At 70.2% G+C, this 21,817-nt stretch carries 20 protein-coding genes; 9 read left to right on the top strand and 11 right to left on the bottom strand.

All coding sequences use genetic code 11. From position 1 onward, the window contains the following. From A176_RS21620 to moaD, 6 genes are all read left to right on the top strand, one after another. Entirely contained in the window at positions 1-1,035 is a 1,035-nt protein-coding gene (locus A176_RS21620) for an aspartate-semialdehyde dehydrogenase (RefSeq protein WP_002639062.1), read from the top strand. Positions 1,036-1,160: 125 nt separating this feature from the next. Beyond that, complete coding sequence (locus A176_RS21615; RefSeq protein WP_193409801.1) at positions 1,161-2,072, top strand: MXAN_2561 family MXYO-CTERM-anchored protein; 912 nt, start codon at positions 1,161-1,163, stop codon at positions 2,070-2,072. Continuing rightward, complete coding sequence (locus A176_RS21610; protein ID WP_002639064.1) at positions 2,069-2,797, top strand: MXAN_2562 family outer membrane beta-barrel protein; 729 nt, start codon at positions 2,069-2,071, stop codon at positions 2,795-2,797. The genes A176_RS21615 and A176_RS21610 overlap by 4 nt, the downstream gene beginning before the upstream one ends. Positions 2,798-2,804: 7 nt before the next feature. After that, positions 2,805-4,361 (top strand): PKD domain-containing protein, encoded by a 1,557-nt coding sequence (locus A176_RS21605; protein WP_338042773.1) that lies wholly within the window; start codon positions 2,805-2,807, stop codon positions 4,359-4,361. Then, positions 4,358-4,639, top strand: coding sequence for a hypothetical protein (locus tag A176_RS41075; RefSeq protein ID WP_338042772.1), 282 nt, complete (start codon positions 4,358-4,360; stop codon positions 4,637-4,639). The genes A176_RS21605 and A176_RS41075 overlap by 4 nt, the downstream gene beginning before the upstream one ends. Continuing rightward, complete coding sequence (gene moaD, locus A176_RS40965) at positions 4,636-5,304, top strand: molybdopterin converting factor subunit 1 (RefSeq protein WP_044890049.1); 669 nt, start codon at positions 4,636-4,638, stop codon at positions 5,302-5,304. The genes A176_RS41075 and moaD overlap by 4 nt, the downstream gene beginning before the upstream one ends. Positions 5,305-5,313: 9 nt before the next feature. On the opposite strand, the gene A176_RS21595 is transcribed toward moaD, so the two are convergent. The 4 genes from A176_RS21595 to A176_RS21580 form a co-directional block, all read right to left on the bottom strand. Then, positions 5,314-5,997, bottom strand: a complete 684-nt coding sequence (locus A176_RS21595) for a hypothetical protein (protein WP_002639067.1) — start codon at positions 5,995-5,997, stop codon at positions 5,314-5,316. Between the two features lie 170 nt (positions 5,998-6,167). Beyond that, positions 6,168-7,430 carry a CmlA/FloR family chloramphenicol efflux MFS transporter gene (gene cml / locus A176_RS21590; RefSeq protein ID WP_044890050.1) on the bottom strand — a complete coding sequence of 421 codons (1,263 nt, stop codon included), beginning with the start codon at positions 7,428-7,430 and terminating at the stop codon, positions 6,168-6,170. Positions 7,431-7,714: 284 nt separating this feature from the next. Then, positions 7,715-9,505 (bottom strand): M50 family metallopeptidase, encoded by a 1,791-nt coding sequence (locus tag A176_RS21585; RefSeq protein WP_002639069.1) that lies wholly within the window; start codon positions 9,503-9,505, stop codon positions 7,715-7,717. Positions 9,506-9,520: 15 nt separating this feature from the next. Continuing rightward, positions 9,521-9,943: an NUDIX domain-containing protein gene (locus A176_RS21580; protein ID WP_002639070.1), complete on the bottom strand. Its 423-nt coding sequence runs from the start codon at positions 9,941-9,943 to the stop codon at positions 9,521-9,523. Positions 9,944-10,012: 69 nt separating this feature from the next. Here A176_RS21580 and A176_RS21575 point away from each other — a divergent pair, with 69 nt between their 5' ends. From A176_RS21575 to A176_RS21565, 3 genes are all read left to right on the top strand, one after another. Then, on the top strand, positions 10,013-10,498 hold the full coding sequence (locus tag A176_RS21575; RefSeq protein ID WP_226993953.1) for a hypothetical protein: 486 nt from the start codon (positions 10,013-10,015) through the stop codon (positions 10,496-10,498). A gap of 56 nt (positions 10,499-10,554) precedes the next feature. Beyond that, positions 10,555-12,510, top strand: a complete 1,956-nt coding sequence (gene acs / locus A176_RS21570) for an acetate--CoA ligase (RefSeq protein WP_193409800.1) — start codon at positions 10,555-10,557, stop codon at positions 12,508-12,510. Positions 12,511-12,801: 291 nt separating this feature from the next. Then, positions 12,802-14,154 carry an aminotransferase class I/II-fold pyridoxal phosphate-dependent enzyme gene (locus A176_RS21565; RefSeq protein ID WP_002639073.1) on the top strand — a complete coding sequence of 451 codons (1,353 nt, stop codon included), beginning with the start codon at positions 12,802-12,804 and terminating at the stop codon, positions 14,152-14,154. 6 nt (positions 14,155-14,160) lie between these two features. On the opposite strand, the gene A176_RS21560 is transcribed toward A176_RS21565, so the two are convergent. The 7 genes from A176_RS21560 to A176_RS21530 all read right to left on the bottom strand — a co-directional run bounded on the left by A176_RS21560 (position 14,161) and on the right by A176_RS21530 (position 21,761). Continuing rightward, positions 14,161-14,790, bottom strand: coding sequence for a histidine phosphatase family protein (locus A176_RS21560; protein WP_002639074.1), 630 nt, complete (start codon positions 14,788-14,790; stop codon positions 14,161-14,163). Between the two features lie 41 nt (positions 14,791-14,831). Continuing rightward, positions 14,832-15,467 carry a hypothetical protein gene (locus tag A176_RS21555; protein ID WP_002639075.1) on the bottom strand — a complete coding sequence of 212 codons (636 nt, stop codon included), beginning with the start codon at positions 15,465-15,467 and terminating at the stop codon, positions 14,832-14,834. After that, positions 15,464-16,345, bottom strand: a complete 882-nt coding sequence (locus A176_RS21550) for a ribonuclease HII (protein ID WP_044890129.1) — start codon at positions 16,343-16,345, stop codon at positions 15,464-15,466. Before A176_RS21550 ends, A176_RS21555 begins: the two co-directional genes overlap by 4 nt. Before the next feature lie 268 nt (positions 16,346-16,613). Further along, positions 16,614-16,892, bottom strand: coding sequence for a carboxypeptidase-like regulatory domain-containing protein (locus A176_RS21545; RefSeq protein WP_226993952.1), 279 nt, complete (start codon positions 16,890-16,892; stop codon positions 16,614-16,616). Between the two features lie 149 nt (positions 16,893-17,041). Further along, positions 17,042-18,523 (bottom strand): hypothetical protein, encoded by a 1,482-nt coding sequence (locus tag A176_RS21540; RefSeq protein ID WP_002639078.1) that lies wholly within the window; start codon positions 18,521-18,523, stop codon positions 17,042-17,044. A gap of 12 nt (positions 18,524-18,535) precedes the next feature. After that, positions 18,536-20,311, bottom strand: a complete 1,776-nt coding sequence (locus A176_RS21535; RefSeq protein WP_002639079.1) for a M61 family metallopeptidase — start codon at positions 20,309-20,311, stop codon at positions 18,536-18,538. A 31-nt stretch (positions 20,312-20,342) separates the two neighbouring features. Next, a complete protein-coding gene (locus tag A176_RS21530; RefSeq protein WP_002639080.1) occupies positions 20,343-21,761 on the bottom strand; it encodes an RsmB/NOP family class I SAM-dependent RNA methyltransferase in 1,419 nt (472 codons plus the stop codon). Between the last annotated feature and the right edge of the window lie 56 nt (positions 21,762-21,817).

Genomic DNA, 21,817 nt, shown 5'->3' with positions numbered 1-21,817 from the left:
ATGAGAGACGACTTGACGATTGGCGTGGTGGGCGCGACGGGCGTGGTGGGCCGCGAGGTGCTCGCCGCGTTGTACGCGCAGGACGTGCCCGCCGAGCGCGTGCGCGCCTTCGGCTCCGAGCGCTCCAAGGGCGTGGAGGTGGAGTACGGCGAAGACTCGCTCGAGGTCGAGCAGGCGACGCCGGACGCCTTCCGCGGTCTGAAGCTGGTGCTCCTGGCCACGCCCGCCGAGGCGTCGCGCAAGCTGGCCCCGGCCGCGCAGGCCGCGGGCGCGTGGGTGGTGGACATCAGCAACGCCTTCCGGGGTGACGGCAACGTCCCCATGGTGCTGCCGGGCTTCAACAGCGACATCCTGGGCGCGGGGTTCACGTTCAAGGGCCGCATCGTGTGCCTGCCGGGCGCCGTCACCACCGCCGCGGTTCATGCGGTGGAGCCGCTGCGGAAGGCCTTCGGGGTGGTGCGCGCGCAGGTGACGGCGCTGATGTCCGCGTCCAGCGCGGGCGTGCGCGGGGTGGCGGAGCTGGAGAAGCAGACCGCGGACCTGATGTCCGGCCGGGAGCCCGACCCGCATGTCTTCCCGCACCGCGTGGGCTTCAACCTGGTGCCCCAGGTGGGGGGCTTCATGGTGAACTCGCCCTGGACGGAGGAGGAGGGTGGCTGGACCCTGGAGGCGGCCCGGCTCTTCTCGTCCAAGGGCGACGTGCCCGTCATCGCCGGGACGGCGGTGCTGGTGCCCTCCTTCTACGGGCACGGCCTCACGCTGAACGTGCAGCTCAAGAAGCCGGGCCCGGTGGAGCAGGTGCGCGCGGCCCTCAAGACGTCCTCCGTCCTGAAGGTCCTGGATGTGCCCGGGGAGCGGGTGTACCCCATGCCCATGCTCGTCACGTCGGACCCGGCCGTGCACGTGGGCCGGGTGCGCTCCTTCCCCCAGGCCCCGGAGTGGGTGACGCTCTTCGCCTCGGTGGACAACGCCAGCCGGGGGGCCGCCCTCAACCTGGTGGAGGCCGGACTCCGCCTGGCCGAGCGCTCCGCCTGACAATTTGGCAAAGCGCCTGGAGCCGTCCTGCCTGTTTGGCGCGGCGGGACGGCTCGGACGGAATGGCTTCCAGCGGACGAGAAGGCGTTTCATGTGGCCTCCCGCTTGCTAGCCTGGGCGTACCCATGCGCCTCACACTCGTTGGCCTCTTGCTCTTCGCGTCGACTGCTCTCGGGCAGCAGACGGTGACGTTCTCGGCCCCAGCGACCATCTTGCAGAACAACAGGATCGTCGTCTCCCAGGCGAACTGTACGGCTGAACGCAACGTGACCTGGACCCGGACGGGGAATCTCTGCGAGCCCCTGTACCTGTGGCTCTCCAGCGACGGCACGTGCAACCGTGCACCGGCTGCGACGGACAGGACCCTCCTGCAGATCGCCAGCGGCGACACCACCACGATGTCTGGAACGCTGTCGCTGCGTGCGAGCGAGGCGTTGGCCGCGACGGGACAGACGTGTGAGTCGCAGACGACGGAGAAGTCGTTCCGGCTGTGTGCCTCCACCAATCGCTTCGTCGGCGACATCATCGGCACCACGTGCCAGGACTCCGTCAGCTCCATTGGCACGCCCACCATCGACCTGGTCTATGACCCCGAGCCGCCCCCGGTTCCGCCGGCTCCCGCGGTGACGGGCCTGGACTCCGCGCTGAGCGCCACCGTGACGGTGCCGACGGGCGCGACGCTCATGGCGGTCGAGGTGCTCTCGCTCGTCGCGGGCGAAGACGGTGGAACGGGAACGGGCGAGCCGCTTGTCTCGAAGGAGCAGACCGCGGCCAACACCACCTTCCGTCTGGATGGGCTCGAGAACGGTGTCGAGTATGCCGTGCGGGCGATTGCCATCGACGCGGCCGGCAACCGGAGCCAACCTTCCGAAGTGACGCGGGGGACGCCGATCGCGAGCGAAGGCTTCTACGGCGGCTACGTCGGGGCTGGCGGCGCGGAGACGGGCGGGTGCACGGCGGCAGGTGGCGGCATCACGGGATGCGCGGTGCTCGCGTCCCTCGGAATCTGGTTGTCCTCGAGGAGGAAGCGTTCATGAGTCGGGCATCAGCCCTGGGAGTCGTGGCGTTGCTCGCCGCGCTGCCCGCGTGGGGGCAGGACACTGTCGTAATGGATGACGAAGTCTCGCTGAAGTCGCCTCGCACGGGCGCCATCCAGTTCCGCATGGGTGGCTACAAGCCCCTCATCGACGAGGAGCCGGGACTCACCGGGACGCCTTACAAGGACTACTTCGGCGATGAGTCCCTGCTGACGTTCGAGGTGGAACTCCAACGGTTCCTCTATCAGGGCGTGGGCACGGCGGGCGTGGGCTTCTCCGCGGGCTACGGCGAGAAGTACGGCACCGCGCGGCTTGCTTCGGGGCAGCCCGCGGCGGAGCGGACGTCGCTGCGCCTGGTGCCGCTGTCCTTCAACGCCTTCTACAAGTTCGACTACGCCGCGTTCAAATGGGGCATCCCGCTGGTGCCGTACGGCAAGCTGGGCCTCATCTACACGCCCTGGTGGGTGACGAAGGGCGCTGGCACCGAGGTCGCCAATGGCAACCGCGCCGCGGGTGGCCGGTGGGGCTGGGGCGCCACGGGCGGCGTGGCCTTCCTCCTGGACGTGTTGGAGCCGCGTTTCGCTCGCGACTTCGACTCCGACCTCGGGGTGAACCACAGCTACATCTTCGCTGAGTACACCTATGCGGATGTGGACAACTTCGGCGGTCCCGGACTGAACCTGTCCAACCGGCGCTGGATGTTCGGACTGGCGCTGGACTACTAAGCGGCTCATGCCGCTCATTCCGCGCCGCCCGAGTCCGTTTCTCGCGCTCCTCCTGATGACGGCCGCCGTGGGCCCCTGGGCCTCCGGCTGCCGCCGGGTGGTGCGGCCGGACCTGGGGCAGGACCGGACGGTGGAGGCGGGCGTGCCGGTGGACTTCGGCTCGCAGCGGGAGGATGCCTCCTCCGTCACGTGGGAGCTGGGCGACGGTAGCGCCGCCCAGACAGCCCCCTGGGTGTCGCATGCCTTCGCCCGCCCAGGCACCTACACGGTGCGGGCGCTGCATGACGGTGAAGCGGTCGGCAGCGTTCAGTTGACGGTGGTGCCTCGGCCGCTGCTTCGCGCCGTGCCCGCCAGCGCTCGCACGGTGATGTGGCTGCCGCAGCTTCGCGGCCATGTGGACCGCCTGCTGGCCTTCTACACGCGGCTCGCGGGGCCGGAGCGTGCGCGGGAGATGGTGGCTTCCTCGCCGCTGCTTCCGCTGCTGCTCAAGGACCTGGAGGGCGGGCCTGGCGCCGTGGTGGACCCGGACGAAGGCTTCGGCTTCTTCCTGCTGCCCGAGTTCGAGGGCGTCGTGACGCTGCTCGGCATCACCGAGCCCGACGCGGCCGTGAGCGCCGTGTCCAGCGAGCTGGAGCGCGCCGGGCATGGCGTGATGCCACGGGACGACGGCTCCGTCGTCGTGGAGCCCGGGAGCGGCGGTCCTCCGATGCTGCTCTTCGAGGACCGCGGCTATCTCTATCTCGCGGTGCCGGACAGTGGGGCCGATGAGCCCGACGAGGGTGAGCCCATCCAGGCGGCGGCCTTCGCCATTCCAGACGCGGAAGTGGTCCGCCAAGCGGTTCGGGGCCTGACGGGCGCGGGCATCTCCGCGGACCCGCTGCTTGGGGAACTGCGCGCGAAGGTGGCGGACGGCAGCGCGTACCTGTTCTCGGCCCGGGCGCAGGGAGGCGAGGCGGAGGGTGAGGACTTCGGCCCGCTGCGCGGGTTCGCCGCATCGATGGCGGTGATGCCGGAGCGGTTGGAGTTGGATGGCTTCTTGTCCTCGTCGACGCCCCTGTTCCAGGGCGCGCGCGCCCCCGCGTCCGAGCTGCTCAAGAACGTGACGCTGGGGCCCGTCGCCGCGGCGCAGCTCTCCATTCCTCCCGAGGAGTTGGCGCGGCTGGCCTTTGGCGCGCCCGGCTCGTCGCGCCGCGAGCGCGTGGTGTCCTCGTGGCGGCAGGAGGGGCTGGACGTGGAGTCGCTGCTCAAGGCCCTGCGTGGCGACGTCGTGGTGCGCGTGTACTTCGACATCCCGGCGTTCTTCCGGAACTTCATCCGGAACAAGCGGCCGGACCTCAAGGGCGCCATCGTGGTCGAAGCCGGCCTGACGGCCATGGAGCCCGTGCGGGCGCTGGTGCAGAAGCACCTGGAGGCGTCGCCGCTCCGCTACACCGTGCAGCAAGAGGCGGGAGGCACGATCTACCGGACGCGCTTCCGCGAGCACGCCGTGGAGCTGCGGCTCACGGGCAGCGAGCCACGCTGCTGGCGGGAGAGTCGCTGGAGGGCCGGCCCCAAGGTGACGTGAGCACCGAGCTGCGTGAGCGTTTCGGCGGCGAGGCGTTCAGCTCGGGCCACGTGTCGGCCATGGTGGACCTGGGCCGCTTGCGCGCGGACCTGCGGTCGGCGGAGCGCATTCCCGGTGTGCCGAGCCCCTTGCTCGGCGCGACGAAGGCGCTCTCCGGCGCGCTGCTCGACCAGATCACCCCGCTGGATTCGGGCTTCCTCGACTTCTCGCCCGTGGAGGGCGGCGGCCGTCTCAAGGGGCGGGTCACCTTGCGCGCGGCGCAGGAGGCCTCGCGTTGAGTCCGCGGGTCACCGTGCTCTACTTCGCCGCCGCGCGCGAGCGCACCGGGCAGGCGCGGGAGGCCTTGGACGTTCCCGAAGGCGCGCACGTGCGGGACGTGCTGCGGCTGCTGACCGAGAAGCACCCGGCGCTGGCCCCGTTGCTGCCGCATCTTCGCGTCGCGGTGGACCAGGAGTTCGTCGGGCCGGATTCACCCGTGCGCGAGGGCGCGGAGGTGGCGCTGATTCCTCCGGTGGCGGGCGGCTCGCCAGGGCGGTTCCTGGTGGTGGACCGTCCGTTGCGGCTCGATGAGGTGGTGGAGGCCGTCAGCGGCGAGGCCTACGGTGGGCTGGTGACGTTCAGCGGCTCCGTGCGCAACCAGACGAAGGGCCGGCGGGTGTTGCGGCTGGAGTACGAGGCCTACGCGCCCATGGCGGAAAAGAAGCTGGCGGAGATTGGCGCGGAGGCCGCGGCGCAGTGGCCCGGGGTTCGCCTGTCCATCATCCACCGCGTGGGCACGCTGCACCCCGGCGAGCTGGCGGTTGTCATCGCCGCGGCGGCTCCGCACCGGAAGGAAGCGTTCCGTGGGTGCGAGCACGCCATCGAACGGCTCAAGCAGGATGTGCCCATCTGGAAGAAGGAGTTCTTCGAGGATGGCGAGGTCTGGGTCGGACTGGGGCCCTGACGGCGAGAATCAACGCACGCGGAGGTACGCGGGGACGGTGAGGTCGGTGCCCGCGTCCTGCTGCGCGCCGAGCTCCTCCTCGGTGAGGGGACGCAGCGGCGTGTTCAAGCCCATGGACTTGCGGCGCTCGGCTTCCTTGTCGGCCGCCATCTTCATGGCGCGCGCCTTCGACTCCTCCATGCGCTGCGGCGTGGGGCCCGCGACGAGGAAGCCCACCGGCAGGCTGAGGAACAGCATGCTGACGATGGCCAGCCAGCCGAAGTCCTTCCATTGGAGCCGGTTGACCTGGTCCTTCACGACGGAGGCCTGGATGCGCAGCGAGAGCTGACCTTCGGAGAGGCGGAGCGTCATCCCCTCCGCGAGGTCCACGGAGGTGCGCCCCGCGTCCTGGCGCAGGTCTGCGGCGGGGAGCGCGGCGTAGCCGTCGCCTTTGACGGCGCGTTCCGCGCGGGCCGCGGGGGGCAGGTGGATGCGCCAGCCCTGCGGGGTGCGTTCCGCGATGAGGAACGGTTCCTCCGGCAGGGTGAAGCCGTAGAGCGGCAGGAGGGCTGTCTCATCCGGCGCGGCGTGGACACTCGACTGCTCGGGTCCATAGCTCCACGCCTCGGACAGGTTGTCGCCCCAGTACAGCTCACAGAAGAGTCCGCCGCCCGCCTTGGTGTTCATCGCGGCGGGAAGCATAGGGCCTTGCATGGCTCACGGCTCCTTCATCGACCGGGAGACGTTGCCCGAAAGACTCGGCACGCCCGGTTGCCCTCTGGACAGCCAGGGGGCTCCTCGGGTTCCCGAGGCCGCGCCGGAAGGAGGATTCCCTCTCGGCGCGGCCGGAATCCACGGGATTGCCGTGGATGTGGGACGTTCCGTTACGGGGTGTGTGGCCCGTCCGCGGGCATGGCCGCCGTGGGTCGGCGCTGCTCGCTTCGCAGGGCCTTCAGCGAGGTCAACGTCACCAGCGCCATGAAGGTCGCGTAACCCGCCAGGGGCCAGGCGGTGTCCCCATCGAGCAGCACGATGGCCAGCGTCCCGAGGAGGCCGACGATGAGGCTCTGGATGCAGAAGTAGAGCGCGACCGCGGTGCCCGCCCTGTCACCGAAGGCCTGGAGCGCGCCGTTCGCGGTGACGGACACCGTGAACACGATTCCCGCCGCGATGACCCACATCGGCATGACGAACGTCAGGATGGATGGGGGCGCGAGGGCTTGCCCGATGACGAGCAGCACCGCGCCGAGCAGCAGCAGGGCCATGCCTCGGGCGAGGCTGCCCTCCCATCCCCAGGCGGCCACGAAACGCTTCGCGAAGCGCGTCGTCACCATCATCACGAGCGCGGCGGTGGCGAAGGCCAGGCTGAAGTGAACCTCCGAGAGTCCCGCCTGGCCCATGAGGACCCGAGGGGCTGTCGAGAAGAACACGAAGAAGGCACCCATGGCCGCGCTGAAGCCCAGCGTGTACGTCCAGAACGCGGTGCTGCGCAGCATGGGCCGGAACGCCGCTGGTGGCGCGGTCGCGAGGGCAGGGCGCGTCTCGGTCCATTTCGGGAGCGCTTGCAGCAGGGCCAGGAGCCCCAGGATGCCGAGCGTGAGGAAGATGGCGCGCCAGCCGAAGTGCTTCGCGAGCAGCGCTCCCGCGATGGGGCCCAGTGCGGGCACGAAGGCCAGCATCGAGCTGAAGAGGCTGTAGATGACGGCGCTTTCAGGACGCTCCGCGTAGACGTCACGGACCGTCGCGAAGGTGGCGACGAGGGCCGCGGAGGCGCCCACGGCTTGCAGGAGCCGCAGCCCAACGAACAGCGTGGCGCCCGAGGCGTTCGCGAGCAGGAACGACGCGGTGGTGAACAGCAGCGCGCCGCTCAGCAAGACGCGGCGCCGCCCGATGCGGTCCGAGATGGGCCCGAACACCATCTGCCCGAGACCGAGCACGACCATGTACAGGCTGAGTGTGAGTTGGATGATGGCCGGCGAGGTGTCGAGGATGCCGGGCATCGCGGGGACGACAGGGAGGTAGATGTCCATGGCCAGTGAGGCCAGGAGGTCGAACGGCGCCATCAGCAACAGCGCTGCTGGCAGGGCGTGATTCCACGACAGGGATTTCGAGTCAGGCACGATTGAGTCCGCACAAATGAGGCACATCTGGCGGCGCTCTGCCTCTCCACGGGGTACCGGGATGGTCTGGGGCAGATGGCCGCGGCAACGAGGTCGTGTCGCCGCGGCTCACTCATCTGCGGATGCGGTATCGCCCATCTCGCGTGTTCCCTCGGGGTGGAGAACGGCCTGGTCAGGCCAGGCACCGCTCTAACAACCGTGACAGCCTTCGACAAATGGCCTGAAGGCGCAGGGGGCGTGACGGATGCGCCTCGCCTGCCATGACAACGTTCGTGCGTCAGGGGATGGCGGGCGTCCCTGGGGCCGACGGCTCAAGGGGCCGCAGCGCCCCGAGCCGTATCGGAGGATGTGCCCGAAGGTGTTCCAGCCGAAGTCCCCGGAGGCGTGTCGGAAGAGGCACTCGAAGGCGCTCCGTCTGCTGGGCCCGGGCGCGTTTCGGAAGAAGGGCTCGGAGGTGCTTTGCGAGCAGTGACTGGAAGCGTCTCGGAGGAAGGGCTTGGAGGTGCTTCGCGAGCAGTGACTGGAAGCGTTTCAGAAGAGGCACTCGAAGGCGCTCCGCCTTCTGGGCCCGGAGGCGTTGCGCCAGAGGCGCCTGGAGGCGTACCGGCATCACTGTCCAGCGGCGTTGCGCCAGAGATGCCTGGATGCGTTCCCGCAGCAGTGTCAGGAGGTGATTCAGCGCTCGCTGTGGCCCCGAGCTGCGTCGCGTTTGGCGGTCCCCTGGTCGGCACTACGCCTGGAGGCGTTATCGCCCCTGCGTCTGCTGGCGCGGATTCACCCGCCGCAGCGCCGGCGTCCGTGGCCTGAGCGGGCGCCCCATTGGCAGGGGCCGGCTCCTTGGGCGCGACGGGTGCGGTCCCCGCGGCATTCGTTCCGGGCGTCGTCGTCGCCCCTGCGTCACTCGGCCCAGGCGGCGTCGCCGCCGAGCCAGGGACCGCCGCGCCCGCTGCTTTGCCCGGTGCCGCTGGTGCAGGAGCCGGTGTCGCAGCGGGGCCCGCGTCCAGCACCGCCGATGATGGCGGCATCGCGACCTGTGTCCCCGCATCCAGAGCGGGCGAAGCCTCCATCCCCAGCCGCACGGGCACCGCGCGTCGAATCTCCGCCGTGGCCATCACGACCACGGCGACCGCGATGCCCAGGAACCCCACCGTCTGCGCCATCGTCTCGATGCGCGGAGGAATCCTGCGCCCACTCGCCGCCTCGACCAACAGGAGCAGAATCCGCCCGCCATCCAATCCGGGAACGGGCAGCAGCGTCAGGAGCGCCAGCACCACCGACGCCGCGACCAGGGTGCGCAGGAGCGCATCCGTTCCGGAGGCCATCGCATCCGCGGACTCCTGCCGCACGAGCGCGCCCGCGTTCGTCGCCTCCGGGTCCTCCACCAGCCCCCGCATCATCCGCTTCAACAGCACCACGCCCTCGGCCGCCACGTTGACGGTGTGTGTGAAGGAGTGGCTCAGCGCCTCCGCCGCGCCGTGCGCCTTGTAGACGTACTGCTGGCTCACGCCGATGCGCCCCGTGCCCCGCTCATCCGGCCGGGGCCGCACCACCACCGTGCGCGGCGCATCCCCGCGCTCCACGGACAGCTCCAGCGGGACGCCCGGCGCTGCGCCGACCTTCTCCACGAACTCCGACCAGGTCCGCAGCGGCTGGCCCGCGACCTTCACGATGCGGTCCCCCGGCAGCAACTGCGCCCGCGCGGCCTCCGAGCCCGGCTGCACCGTGCCCACCGTCAGCGGCACCACCACGTGCGTGCCCGACGTGTACAGCGCGAACAGCACCCCCAGGGCGACCGCGTAGTTGGCCAGTGGCCCCGCGAGGATGATGAGGATGCGCAGCAGGGGGCCCCGCGACGTGTAGCCCGCGGCCTCCTCGGCGTCCGCGCGGTGCGGATTCATTCCCTGCAGGTGCGCCGTGGCGCCCAGCGGCACCGCCGCCACCACGTACTGCGTCCCCCACAGGCGGAACGACACCAGCGGCGGGCCGAAGCCGAACACGAAGCGAGGCACCCGCACACCGAGCATCCGCGCGGCGACGAGGTGCCCCAGCTCGTGGAGGGTCAACAGGCCGCCCAGGGCGAGCAGGACGAGCGCGTAATGCATCCTTCCGCGCCGCTCCTACAGCTTCCGCCGCTGACCGGTCCGCTTGTACGTCACATAGTCGGACAGGATGGTGTCGTGGTCGAAGCAGAGGTCCTTGGGCAGCGCGTCCACCCGGAAGGCGCGGGCCTCGGCGGCGTCGTCGGCGCCCTGTGGCTCGCCCTCGGCGGAGCCGATGTAGACGGTGGAGATGTTGTGCTGACGCGGGTCCCGCTTGGGGTCCGAATACGTGAAGAACTGCTCGGACAGCTTCACGTGCAGCCCCGTCTCCTCCAGGACCTCGCGCACGGCCGCGGTGTCCAGCGGTTCGCCCTCGTCCACGAAGCCGCCGGGCAGGGCCCAGCCGACAGGCGGGTTCGCCCTCCGGATGAGGACGATGCGTTCACCGGGAAGCTCGATGATGCAGTCCACGGTGGGCTTGGGGTTGCGGTATTCGGGCATGACCCCCAGTCTAACCGCTGCCGCATGCTCGCACTTCATAGAAGCGTGCCGTGGGGTATGGTGCGCCCCGTGTCCACTCCGAGACGCCATCTCCGTGTCCTCGCTGTCCTGCTCGTGGCGAGCATGGCGGGCTGCCTGCCCCGTGAGCAGGAGCCCGGGGACTACGTCTTCGAGCCCGTCGAGGTGCTCCGCGACGACTGCGGCCTGCTCGAACCCAACCGCGACAAGTTCTACGGCACGCTTCAAATCAGCGGCCGCGTCGTGCGCCTGGACTTCGGCTTCCTGGACAGCCACCTCGTGGGCTACTTCCTGGAGGATGGCGACCACTTCTCGCTCGACGGCAGCGTGGTCAAGGCCTCCGCCGAGGTGAATGGCCAGGAGTGCCTGCTCGACCAGGTCAACATCCACGTGAGTGGTACGACGCAGTGCGAAACGCAGTTCAACGGGGTGCTGCGGGTCCGCTACGACACGCGCCGCCCCGACGAATGCGTCTGCGAGCTGTGGATGCGCTACGAGGCCGTCAAGGAGTCGAAGCGCTGCGACAGTGAGGGTTGAGCCGCGCGCGCCGCGTTCCTAGAACAGGGTGGGCATTGTCCACGCTGGAGGAGCGCATGGCGGATTCGCGGCAAGAGATTCACTCGGTCCTGACGGAAGCACGGGTTTTTCCGCCCCCAGAGGCGTTCGCCCAGCGCGCGCACATCCGGAGCATGGCGCAGTACCAGAAGCTCTGGGACGAGGCCGCGAAGGACCCCGACACGTACTGGGGCGACCGCGCCCGTGAGGAGCTGTACTGGAAGGAGCCGTTCCAGACGGTCCTCGACTGGAAGCCGCCGCACGCGAAGTGGTTCGTCGAGGGCAAGACGAACCTGGCCTACAACTGCCTGGACCGGCACCTGGCCACCCGCCGCGACAAGCCCGCCATCCTCTTCGAGGGCGAGCCGGGCGACCGCCGCGTCCTCACGTACGGCGAGCTGTCCACCGAGGTGAACAAGCTGGCCAACGCGCTCAAGTCGCTGGGCGTCCGGAAGGGGGACCGCGTGGGCATCTACCTGCCCATGGTTCCCGAGGCCGCGGTGGCGATGCTGGCGTGCGCGCGCATTGGCGCGGTGCACTCGGTGGTGTTCGGAGGCTTCTCCACCGAGGCGCTCCAGGAGCGCATGAAGGACGCGGGCGCGAAGGTGCTGCTCACCGCGGACGGCGGCTGGCGCAAGGGCGCGGTGGTGCCGCTGCTGAAGAACGTGGAGGCCGCGCTCGCCAACATCCCCAGCATGGAGAAGGTGGTGGTGCTCCGCCGCACGGGCAGCACGTTGGAGCTGTCCGGCCCCAAGCTCGTCGCGTGGGACACGCTGGTGGGCGCGCAGTCCGCGGAGTGTGAACCGGAGTGGGTGGAGAGCGAGCACCCGCTGTTCATCCTCTACACGTCGGGCTCCACCGGAAAGCCCAAGGGCGTGCTGCACACCACGGGTGGCTACGCCGTGGGCGCATCGCTCACCACGCGCTGGGTGTTCGACCTGCGCGACGATGACGTCTACTGGTGCACCGCCGACGTGGGTTGGGTGACGGGACACACGTACGTCGTCTACGGCCCGCTGATGAACGGCGTCACCACCGTCATCTACGAGGGCGCGCCCACGCAGCCGGGGCCGGACCGCTTCTGGGACATCATCGAGCGGTACAAGGCCACCATCCTCTACACCGCGCCCACCGCCATTCGCGCCTTCATGCGCCTGGGGGAGGAGCCCGTGCGCAAGCATGACCTGTCCTCGCTGCGCCTGCTGGGCAGCGTGGGCGAGCCCATCAACCCCGAGGCGTGGATGTGGTACCGCGACGTCATCGGTGGCGGGCGTTGCCCCGTGGTGGACACGTGGTGGCAGACGGAGACGGGCGGCATCATGGTGTCACCGCTGCCCGGGGCCACGCCGACCAAGCCGGGCTCGGCCACGCTGCCGCTGCCGGGCATCCACGCGGAGATTCTGGACCGCGAAGGCAACAAGGTGCCGCGAGGGCAGGGCGGGCTGCTCTTCATCACGCGCCCCTGGCCGTCCATGCTCCGCACCGTGTACGGCGACCCGGACCGTTACGTGCGCACGTACTTCAACGAGCTTCCCGGCATGTACTTCACCGGCGATGGCGCGCGTACGGACGCGGAGGGCTACATCTGGCTGATGGGCCGCGTGGATGACGTGGTCAACGTCGCTGGCCACCGGCTGGGCACCGCGGAGGTGGAGAGCGCGTTGGTGGCGCATGCCTCCGTCGCCGAGGCCGCCGTCGTGGGCCGCCCGGATGACTTGAAGGGCACCGCGCTGGTGGCCTTCGTCACCCTCAAGCAGGGCAACCCGCCGTCCGATGCGTTGAAGAAGACGCTGGCTGTCCACGTGGGCAAGGAGATTGGCGCCATCGCCCGCCCGGACGAAATCCGCTTCGCGGAGGCGCTGCCCAAGACGCGCTCGGGGAAGATCATGCGGCGGCTGCTGCGCGACGTGGCGGCAGGCAAGCAAGCCTCCGGGGACACCACCACCCTGGAAGACCTCAACGTCCTCGCGGCGCTGCGGCAGAACGACGAGTGATGGACAGTCTTTCGCACTCCAGGGCAGTCGTTGGGTGAAACAACCTCTGCCCTGGTGTGAAAGACCCGGATTTGTCGCAATTGACCCGGGTAAAGCTTGTTTACCTGGGTGTTTCGCGCCTGTTTCATCCTACGCAGTGCATCCGGTTGAATCGCAACAAACGAATACAGCGGGAACGTCAAGGTAGGCGGGTTGACACTGAAAAGATGCAGAGGCATTAAATGTGGCACTCCCCCTCCCGAGTGCCGCGCCTCTCAGTGGCAGCGCGACCTTCCCCCCTGGACGTGCTTCATGGATTTCCGAGCTGAACTCGATTCACCGCTCTTCACCCATTTCATCTCCCACTATTCCCACCCCACGGGGCCGGACCTGTTGGGTCGGACGGAGCCGTTTTTCGAGTGGCAGGAGTCTCGGCGCCAGGCGGGGTTGTGGCCGTATTCGCGCAGCCTGGAGTCGGCACCGACGCCGGAGTGTGGTGTTCGCAGTGAGACGGGGACGGCGCGCCAGGGGCTGAACTTCGGCTCTCAAGACTACCTCTCGTTGTCCACGCATCCCGCGGTGATGGAGGCGGCCCAGCGGGCCATCCAAGACTACGGTTTGCACAGCGCGGGCTCGGCGATGCTGGGGGGCAACACGACGCCGGCGCTGATGTTGGAGAAGGCACTCGCGGAGCATCTGCAGATGCCGCACGTCGCGCTGTTCTCCACGGGGTGGGGCGCGGGCTTTGGTGTCATTGTCGGGCTGGTGCGTCCGGATGACCACGTGGTGCTCGACGCGCTGTCGCACGCGTGCCTCCAGCAGGGCGCCGCCGCGGCGACGCCGAACGTGAGCCGCGTGCCGCACCTCAACAACCGCGCGATGAAGCGCAAGCTCCAGGAGATTCGCGCCCGGGATACGCGCAACGGGGTGCTCGTCGTCACCGAGGGCCTGTTCTCCATGGACTCGGACGTGCCTCGGCTGGAGGAGCTCCAGGCCATCTGTCACGAGTTCGGCGCGACGCTGCTGGTGGACGTGGCCCACGACCTGGGCGCGCTGGGGCCGCAGGGCACGGGGAGCCTGGGCCTGCAGGAGATGCTGGGGAAGGTGGACCTGGTGATGGGCGCCTTCTCGAAGACGTTCGCGACCAATGGCGGCTTCGTGGCCACGCGCTCGCCGTCCGTGCGGCAGTTCATCCGCATCATGGGCGGGCCGCACATCTTCTCCAACGCGCTGCTGCCCATGCAGGCCGCGGTGGTGCTGGAGTCGCTGCGCATCGTCCGCTCGGAAGAGGGCGCGGCGCTGCGCGCGAAGGCCCAGGAGAACAGCCTGGCGCTGCGCGCCGCGTTCCAGGCCCGGGGCGTGAAGTGCCTGGGCGAGCCGTCCAACGTCGTGCCCGTGCAGGTGGGCGACGCGAAGGTGGCGCGGCTGGCCGCGAAGAAGCTGTTCGAGCGCGACATCTTCGCCAACCTGGTGGAGTACCCGGCCGTCCGTCTGCGCGAGTCGCGCTTCCGCATGCAGGTGATGTCCGCGCACACGCTGGAGCAGGTGCAGCGGGCCGCGGCCGGCGTCTGTGATGCCATGGACGAGGCCCGGGCGGAGGTGGAGGTCCGGCCCTCGGCGACCCGCGCGGCCCGCCATGACGGCCGCGCGCAGGCGGAGCTCTAGCCCCGCTCAGGTGTCATCGAGGCTGGTGGCGCGCAGGTGGGTGACGTCTCCCCACGTGACGAGCCGCCAGGTGCCCTCGTGGTAGTCGAACTGGTTCCACCCGGCGTTGAGCACGGAGAAGGTGCGCGGCGCCGAGGGGGGAATCCCCAGGCTGTGGCGGAACAGGAGGCTGAGCACGCCTCCATGGGTCACCACCACCAACCGCTCGCCCCGGTGGCGCGCGCCCAGCTCCTCCAGGCACTCCACCGCGTGGCGCAGCCGCTGGGCGGTGCTCTCGCCGCCGGGAACCACGTAGTCGGGCGCGCCCCCGGAGTACGCGGCGAAGACGTCCGGGTGCCGCTGCCTCGCCTCTTCCCGGGTGAGGCCCTCGAGGATGCCCAGGCCCCGTTCACGCAGGCGGCTGTCGGGCAGCACGGCGTGGCCGGTGCGCACGGCGATGCGCCGCGCCGTCTCCCGCGCCCGGCCCAAATCACTGCTGTACAGCGCGGAGAAGGACTCCGGCGCCAGTCGCGCGGCCAGGGCATCCGCCTGCTTGAGCCCCACGCCGCTGAGGTCGCTGTCCTGATGGCCCTGGAGCCGCCCCAGGGAGTTCCACTCCGTCTCTCCGTGGCGGAGCAGGATGAACTGGGTTGTCATGGACTCGAGCGTCGCCCCGGGGCGGCGCCCGAGTCCAGCACTCAGCGCGTCCGTTCCAGGTGGGTGATGCCTTCTTCCAGCAGGGCGGCCACGCCCCGCTTCACCACGTGCACCACCTTGCGGCTGTAGGCCGGTCCGCCGTGCGTGTAGTGGCCGCTGACCTTGTGGTGCAGCTCCGTGGCGCCCCACACCAGCACCAGGTCCGCCCAGTCCAGGTCACTGCGCGCGCGGTCCGCCGTGCGGCGCTCCGTGCCGTCCACCATGCGCAGGTCAATCTGGTGGCCGAGCTTCGCCTCCAACTCCTCGCGCACCGCGGGGGAGCCGCCCACCACCACCACGCGGCGCACGCCGTAGCGCTGGCAGGACTCCACGAAGGCCGTCTCGGCGCGGCGATTGGCCGAGCCTCCGCAGCGCTCGCAGTGCAGCCGGGGCTCCACGCGCAAGGGCTCGCGGCCGCTGGCCTGCGCCACCTTGAGGCACGCGGCCTCCGCGCACACCGGGAAGAAGCGCTCCGTCAGGAGGTCGGCCGCCTTGAGCAGCTTCGGCTCGCTCATCCGCTGCTTGCCCGCGCGGGTGAGGCCGGCCGCTTCCAGCACCGCGCGGGCGCGCACGCGGACCTCGGGCAGGGTGATGCCGCGCGTGGCCATCCACTCGTCGATGTCCCGGTCCGCGCTCATGACTTCACCGCCGTCCGGGACGCGGCCAGGGGGAACAGCTCGGCTTGCGCGGCGGAAGGGGCCGCGCCCGTGGGCCGCCCCAGGGCCTCGCGCACGGGCGCGAAGCTGCGGCGGTGGATGGGGAGCACCCCCTTCTCTCGCAGCGTCTGGAGATGAAGCGGCGTCGGGTAGCCCTTGTGCGCGGCGAGCCCGTAGCCCGGGTACTGCGCGTCCAGCTCCGCCATCCAGCGGTCGCGCGTCGTCTTCGCCAGGATGGAGGCCGCGGCGATGCTCAGCGACAGCGCGTCACCCTTGATGATGCCCTGCTGCGGTATCGAGCACTCGGGCACCGTCCGCGCGTCCACCAGCAGGTGGTCGGGCTTCACCGAGAGCCCTTCCACGGCGCGGCGCATGGCCAGCAGCCCCGCGTGGTAGATGTTGATGCGGTCGATCTCCTCGACCTCCGCGCGGCCCACGGCCCACGCCACCGCTTCCTGCTTGATGACGACGGCCAGGGCCTCGCGCTTGTCGGCGTCGAGAATCTTCTTCGAGTCGTCGAGCCCCTTGAGGCGGAAGCCTCGGGGCAGCACGGCCGCGGCGGCGACCACCGGGCCCGCGAGCGGGGCCATGCCGGCCTCGTCCACGCCGGCGATGTGCGTGGCGCCTTGCTCCCACAGCTCCGTCTCGTAGCGGAGCAGGCGGCGCAGGCGCTGTCCCTCCGCGCGGTTCTTCTCCTGCCGGGAGCGGATGCGCCGGGCCAGCGCCTGGGCTCCACTCCGGCTGTCTGCGTCCAGCGCTTCCAAGAGGCCAGCGGGGACGGGGTTCGCCTGGGTGACGAAGCGCGCGGTCAGCTCGGACAACGGGCGCTGGAGCAACTGTTCCACGGATTCGGCGGACATGACGGGGCCCGGGCCTACCTGGAACGTGCGCCGATAGGACTCCCTGGGGAGGGAACGCGCGAACAGCGGCAACACGTCCCCGGAGTCCCGTGCATGGAGGAAGCCGACAGGGAGGCCTCCCTGGAAGCAGGGTGGACCCAACGCGGGGCAGGCTGACGAGCGTCACGCATGACACCAGCCGTACTCCATGGGGCGGGTGCAGCACAACCTCCCCGGCGTTCGTCCTGCGGAATCCAGGAAGCCGTGGCTGCGGCCGCTTTGGCGGGTGTTACGGATTGAGCCGCAGCTCCAGCGTCGAGGGCTCGGGCTGACAGTTGCAACCGTCACACTGCCATTCCACCTGGTGGGCCGGGGACACCTTGGAGCCCGCCGTGGCCACGACACGCACCGGGCTGGGCGCGAGCGATTCGTTGATGGCGGTGCTGACGCCCTGTCCATCCGTGACGCCGGTGATGCTGATGTTGGACGTCACGTTGGTGCCGGTGACGGTCGCTCCGCGGATGCGCGCGCCGTCCGCGGACAGCACCTCCACCTTGAGCGATACCAATTCGGCTTCGCAGTCATCGACCGCGCGTTGAACCCGCGGCGCCTGATCACATGCCGCGAGGAGACTGATACCCAGGAGCCACGAAACCCAGCGAGCGCGAACCATGTCGGAAAGGGTGATGCTGGCGTTCGAGCACGGCAACGTCTGTATCAGTCGGAAGACGTTGTTACGCGCTCGCGTGCGTAGCGCGCCGCTGCCGTGTCTGGGTAGCGGTGGAGCACATAGCGGTAGACTTCTTCCGCGCGTGGGGCGTCCTGCATCCGTTCGCCCAACACACGCGCCAGGATGACCAATGCGCGGGGCGCGGTGGGGTCTTCCGGTGCCACATCCGCCGCGGATTCCAACGCGTGTACCGCCAGTGGGAAATTTCCTTCCACTGCCGCGGCCTGACCGATGAACAGGTGGTGCGCTGGAGGCACACGCACCTGCGGCTGCTGCCGCAAGGCGGCATACAGCGACATCGCGAGCGGAAGGTCGCGTGCCTCGACGGCCGCCCCCAACGCCGCGAGTGCGTCGCTCGCGGCGCGCTGCATGGGAGTTTGGACCTCCACGAAGGACACACCTTCGCTCGCGGAGGAAAACGGCGCGTCCTCGTGCAGCGGCGCCGCTTGCTGCTCCGGTGGCGTGTCGCCGAGCACCGGCTCCAGGTACTCGTGGTCCAGGCCGTGGCCCAGCGCGTCTCCGCGGGTGTGGAGCACCAGGCCCAGGACGTGGGCGGCCGTGAAGGGGACGATGAGCGTGAGGCCCTCCGACAGCAGGCGCGACACGAGGAAGACGTCCATCCAGCGCAGCCCGGTGGCGAGCCCCAGGGCCAGCAGGTGCGCCCCGCCCAGGGCGCCCAACACCGCGCCGAACAGCACGTAGTCGCGCCCCAGCCTCCGCATGCGCCGCACCGTGCCGGGAAGGTTGAGCAGGGAGTCGATGGAGTGCCCCGCCGCGGTGAGCAGGAGCACCGCGGGGAGCCACACGAGCGCGAGCAGGATGAGTCCCCACATCAGTGGGTCCAGCAGCGCCATGCTCGCGAAGCGGGCCAGCCGCGCCGCGTGAATCGTCGTGCCTTCGAAGACTTCCAGGAGGAGGGGATAGCGCAGCGTGGCGTAGATGAACGCGGGGATCCACGGGAGGGCGAAGGTCGCGACGCCCCGGAGGCCGGGGACGACGCCGTCTTCGATGAAGTGGTGGAAGTCCGGCGGGCTCAGCTCGCGCTCACCGCGGGCGGACTCCCGCGCCAGCTTGTAGAAGGTGGCCCAGAAGACGCTCCCGTAGATGACCAGGGAGACGGGCTTGAGGAAGAGGATGGTCATGTCCGTCAGCCACCCCAGCACCGTCAGGGTGAGGCTGACGCCGGCCAGCACCTGCAGGCCCGACGCGGAGAAGACGTAGCGCCACGCGGGCCTCAGCCGCTGTGTCAGCGGCACCCGGGCGCGGTGGGTGAGGAGGGGCTCGGCGGCGTCGCCACAGTGGGCGCACGCCACCAGCAGGACCGTCTGGGCCCGGCGTCCCACGACGCAGCGGGGGCAGAGCGTCGCCTCGCAGGCCGTGCAGCGCCATCCCGCGTGTGCGGAGCGGTGGTGCTGGCAGGAGGGCAGCGTCGACTCCAGTGGGACGACGTTGCTCGGCGTGGGGTGCATGCTCCTGGAAGCCTACGCCTGTCCGGGGGCGTCCTCCCAGGGGGCCCCGAGCCACGCCTGGTATGCCGCCTTCTGGGCGTCGGTGGGGTTCTCCACGCGCGCCAGCCAGGCCGCCTCGGCCGGCTTCGTTCCCAGCACCACGGGGATGTCCAGCAGCCGGTCCCTGCGGAACACCGTCAGCCGCACCGTCTCCCCGGGCCTGCGGTCCTCGCACCGCCCGAGCAGGCCGTTGCCGTCCACCCGCCAGCCTTCCAGGGCGACGAGCTCGTCCTCCACGTAGAGGCCCGCGTCCTGGGCGGGTGAACCTTCCTGCACCACGGAGATGGTGCCGTTCGCCCGGGTGGTGACGCCCAGCCATCCCTTGGGCCGGCCTTCGCCCGTTCGGCCTCGTGGCGGTGTGCCCCCCTTGTCGCTGATGGACTCTCGCATGCGTGAGCCCACCTCCAGACCCACGTGCGCGAAGACGGAGTAGTCCAGGTCCTCCGTGGTGCGCAGGGCCCGGTCGAAGAAGGGCGTGAGGTCCACGCCCGCCACCTCGCTCGCCGCGGCCTCCACCCCTTCCTCGGGGACGCCGGAGCCGTCGCCGTGGCGTTCCCACAACACGCGCACGACGTCGTCCAGGCTTCGGGCGTCGCGGGTGGCGCGGCGAATCTCCAGGTCCAGCAGCGCGGAGACGATTTCGCCCTTGAGGTAGTAGGAGATGGCGCTGTTGGGAGAGTTCTCGTCCGGGCGGTAGTGCTTCACCCAGCTCACGAGCGAGGCCTCTGACAACGTCTGCACCCGGCGCCCCGGCGTGGCGCGCAGCAGGGTGAGCGTCTCGCCCAGGCGCGTGAGGTAGCGCTGCGCGGACATCAACCCCGCGCGGCGCACGAAGAGGTTGTCGTAGTACGCGGTGGCACCCTCGAAGGCCCACAAGAGCGTGGTGTAGTTCTCCTGGGCGTAGTCGAAGGGCACCAGCGCGCGCGGCTTCACCCGCTTGATGAACCACAGGTGGAAGTACTCGTGCGCCACCAGGGTGAGCAGGTCCTCCCAGCCGCGGCCCGTGGAGAGCCCGGCCCGTGGAAAGAGCAGGGCGGTGCTTGCCTTGTGCTCCAGGCCGCCGCGGCCCCGGTCCGTCAGGTACAGCAGGATGAGGTAGCGCGGCATCGGCAGCCCGCCGAACACGCGGGCCTGGCACTCACAGATGCGCTGGAGCTCCGCGCACAGCCGCTCCGGTTCCTGCACGGTGTCGCCCCAGACGACGACCTCGTGGGGCACGCCCTCCACGCTGAAGGTGAGCGGCGTGTGGGGCCCCACCTCGAAGGGGCTGTCCACCAGCTCGTCGTAGTCCCGCGCGATGAAGGCGTCTTCTCGCTGGCCCAGCGCGCAGAACGCCCTCCAGCCCTTCGGCGCGTCCACAGCGACGTGGTGCTCCAGCGTTCGCGTGGCCTCCGTGTAGAGGAACGTGGCGGCGCCGTTGAAGTACGCGTGGGAGCCGTCCAGGTGGTTGGTGCGCACCGTCAGCTCGTTGGCGTAGACGCGGTAGCGCAGCGTGACGGCGAGCCCCTGCGCCTCCACCCGCCAGGTCCGCTTGTCCGTGCGCCGCACCGGCAGCGGCGAGCCGTCCGGTGCGTGCGCCGTGACGTCCTGCACCTGCCGGGCGAACTCGCGCACCATGTAGCTGCCCGGCGTCCACACCGGCAGCACGGCATCGACCGTCTCGGGGCCTCCGGGAAAAGAGGCCTCCACCTCCAGGAGGTGCGAGTGCGGACGGGGCATGGAGACGCGGTAGCGGACGGCAGGGTGCATGAGCGATGTCTCTCTCCCCCCCAGGCCCAGGCTACTTCGCCCGGACGAGGACCGCGCCGAAGAAGCCGTCCGTTCCGTGCGTATGCGGCGCCAGGCGCAGGAAGGGACCGGGGCCCACCTTCTCGCCCAGCTCGGGGCCCAGCAGCTCGACCACGGGCTTCACCGAGAAATCCGGGTGCTTGGCGAGGAAGTCCTCCACCACGTTCTCGTTCTCCTCCCGGAGCACGCTGCAGGTGCCGTAGATGAGCCGGCCACCGGGCTTCACCATGGTGGCGAAGCGCGCCAGCAGGGCCTTCTGCCGGCTGACATGCATCTCCAGGTCCGCGGGCGTGAGGCGGTAGCGCGCGTCGGGCTTGCGGCGGAAGGTGCCGGTGCCGCTGCACGGTGCGTCCACCAGCACGCGGTCCGCCTTGTCCTTGAGGGGCGCCAGCGCGTCCTCGGCCTCCGGGCCCTCGAGCGGGATGAGCTGGGCGCGCGTGTTGTGGACGCCCGCGCGGCGCGCGCGCTTCTTCAAATCCTCCATGCGCCGCTCATCCACGTCCAGGGCGTGCAGGTCGCCCCGGTTCTTCATCTGCGCGGCCAACTGCAACGTCTTGCCGCCCGCGCCCGCGCACGCGTCCACCACGCGCGTGGGCGGCGCATCCACCAGCATGCCGAGCAACTGGCTGCCCTCGTCCTGGAGCTCCATCAGCCCTTCGCGGAAGCTCGCCAGCGAGAAGGCGTTGATGCGCGTCTCCAGCACCAGGCCCATGGGGGACAGGGGCGTGGGCTTCACGTCCACCGATTCGGCGCGCAGCCGCTGCATCAGCGTTTCGCGGTCACCCTTGAGCAGGTTGGTGCGGGCGACCAGGGGGGCGCGTTCGTTCATCGCCTCCGCGGCGCGCGCGGCGTCCCGGCCGAAGGTCGCCAGGAAGCGGTCGGCGAGGAAGTCCGGCAGCGACGCGGCGATGGGGAAGTGCTCCCGGGGCGGCAGCGTCTCCAGCAGGGCGGCGGCTTCCGGCAGGGTGCCCAGGGCCGCGGCATCCGGGGGCGCGAGGGCGAACTGCCGGGCGACCAGGCCGTGGGGCTCGCCATAGAGGACGCGCGAGGCGGCGATGCGGAGGACGTCCTGGCGCGAGGTGTCCAGCGCGTCGAAGCGCGGGTGCGCGCGCGACAGCAGGAAGTCCACGGTGCGCTGACGGCGCAGCAGGCCGTAGACGCGCTCGGCCACCGCGCGGCGCTCGTTGGAGTAGAGGTTGGCCTTGCGGCGCAGGGTGAAGTCCAGCGCCCGGTCCGCCATGCGGCCCTCGTGCCGGACCGAGCCGTAGGCCTCCAGGCAGGCCTGGAGGACCAGGTCCTCACGCAGCGGACGTTCGCCGCGCTCGGAGGGGGCGGGTTTCTTCCCGGACGGGGCACTGGACTTCTTCGGGGCCGACCGCGAGGGCGGGCGGGACTTGCGATGGGTGGCCATGACGGTATGCGGCTTTGCATTCCCTGGGCCGCGTTGACAAGCGCGGAAAGCAAATC

The organism is Myxococcus hansupus (assembly GCF_000280925.3).
GTDB classification, from domain to species: domain Bacteria; phylum Myxococcota; class Myxococcia; order Myxococcales; family Myxococcaceae; genus Myxococcus; species Myxococcus hansupus.
This window is presented reverse-complemented; position numbering and strand designations above follow the sequence as displayed.

Excerpts from the sequence above, each read along its gene's own strand:
- A176_RS21620 (WP_002639062.1), top strand. The coding sequence starts at position 1 with ATGAGAGACGACTTGACGATTGGCGTGGTGGGCGCGACGGGCGTGGTG.
- A176_RS21615 (WP_193409801.1), top strand. The coding sequence starts at position 1,161 with ATGCGCCTCACACTCGTTGGCCTCTTGCTCTTCGCGTCGACTGCTCTC.
- A176_RS21610 (WP_002639064.1), top strand. The coding sequence starts at position 2,069 with ATGAGTCGGGCATCAGCCCTGGGAGTCGTGGCGTTGCTCGCCGCGCTG.
- A176_RS21605 (WP_338042773.1), top strand. The coding sequence starts at position 2,805 with ATGCCGCTCATTCCGCGCCGCCCGAGTCCGTTTCTCGCGCTCCTCCTG.
- A176_RS21595 (WP_002639067.1), bottom strand. The coding sequence starts at position 5,997 with ATGCAAGGCCCTATGCTTCCCGCCGCGATGAACACCAAGGCGGGCGGC.
- cml (WP_044890050.1), bottom strand. The coding sequence starts at position 7,430 with ATGTGCCTCATTTGTGCGGACTCAATCGTGCCTGACTCGAAATCCCTG.
- A176_RS21585 (WP_002639069.1), bottom strand. The coding sequence starts at position 9,505 with ATGCATTACGCGCTCGTCCTGCTCGCCCTGGGCGGCCTGTTGACCCTC.
- A176_RS21580 (WP_002639070.1), bottom strand. The coding sequence starts at position 9,943 with ATGCCCGAATACCGCAACCCCAAGCCCACCGTGGACTGCATCATCGAG.
- acs (WP_193409800.1), top strand. The coding sequence starts at position 10,555 with ATGGCGGATTCGCGGCAAGAGATTCACTCGGTCCTGACGGAAGCACGG.
- A176_RS21565 (WP_002639073.1), top strand. The coding sequence starts at position 12,802 with ATGGATTTCCGAGCTGAACTCGATTCACCGCTCTTCACCCATTTCATC.
- A176_RS21560 (WP_002639074.1), bottom strand. The coding sequence starts at position 14,790 with ATGACAACCCAGTTCATCCTGCTCCGCCACGGAGAGACGGAGTGGAAC.
- A176_RS21555 (WP_002639075.1), bottom strand. The coding sequence starts at position 15,467 with ATGAGCGCGGACCGGGACATCGACGAGTGGATGGCCACGCGCGGCATC.
- A176_RS21550 (WP_044890129.1), bottom strand. The coding sequence starts at position 16,345 with ATGTCCGCCGAATCCGTGGAACAGTTGCTCCAGCGCCCGTTGTCCGAG.
- A176_RS21540 (WP_002639078.1), bottom strand. The coding sequence starts at position 18,523 with ATGCACCCCACGCCGAGCAACGTCGTCCCACTGGAGTCGACGCTGCCC.
- A176_RS21535 (WP_002639079.1), bottom strand. The coding sequence starts at position 20,311 with ATGCACCCTGCCGTCCGCTACCGCGTCTCCATGCCCCGTCCGCACTCG.
- A176_RS21530 (WP_002639080.1), bottom strand. The coding sequence starts at position 21,761 with ATGGCCACCCATCGCAAGTCCCGCCCGCCCTCGCGGTCGGCCCCGAAG.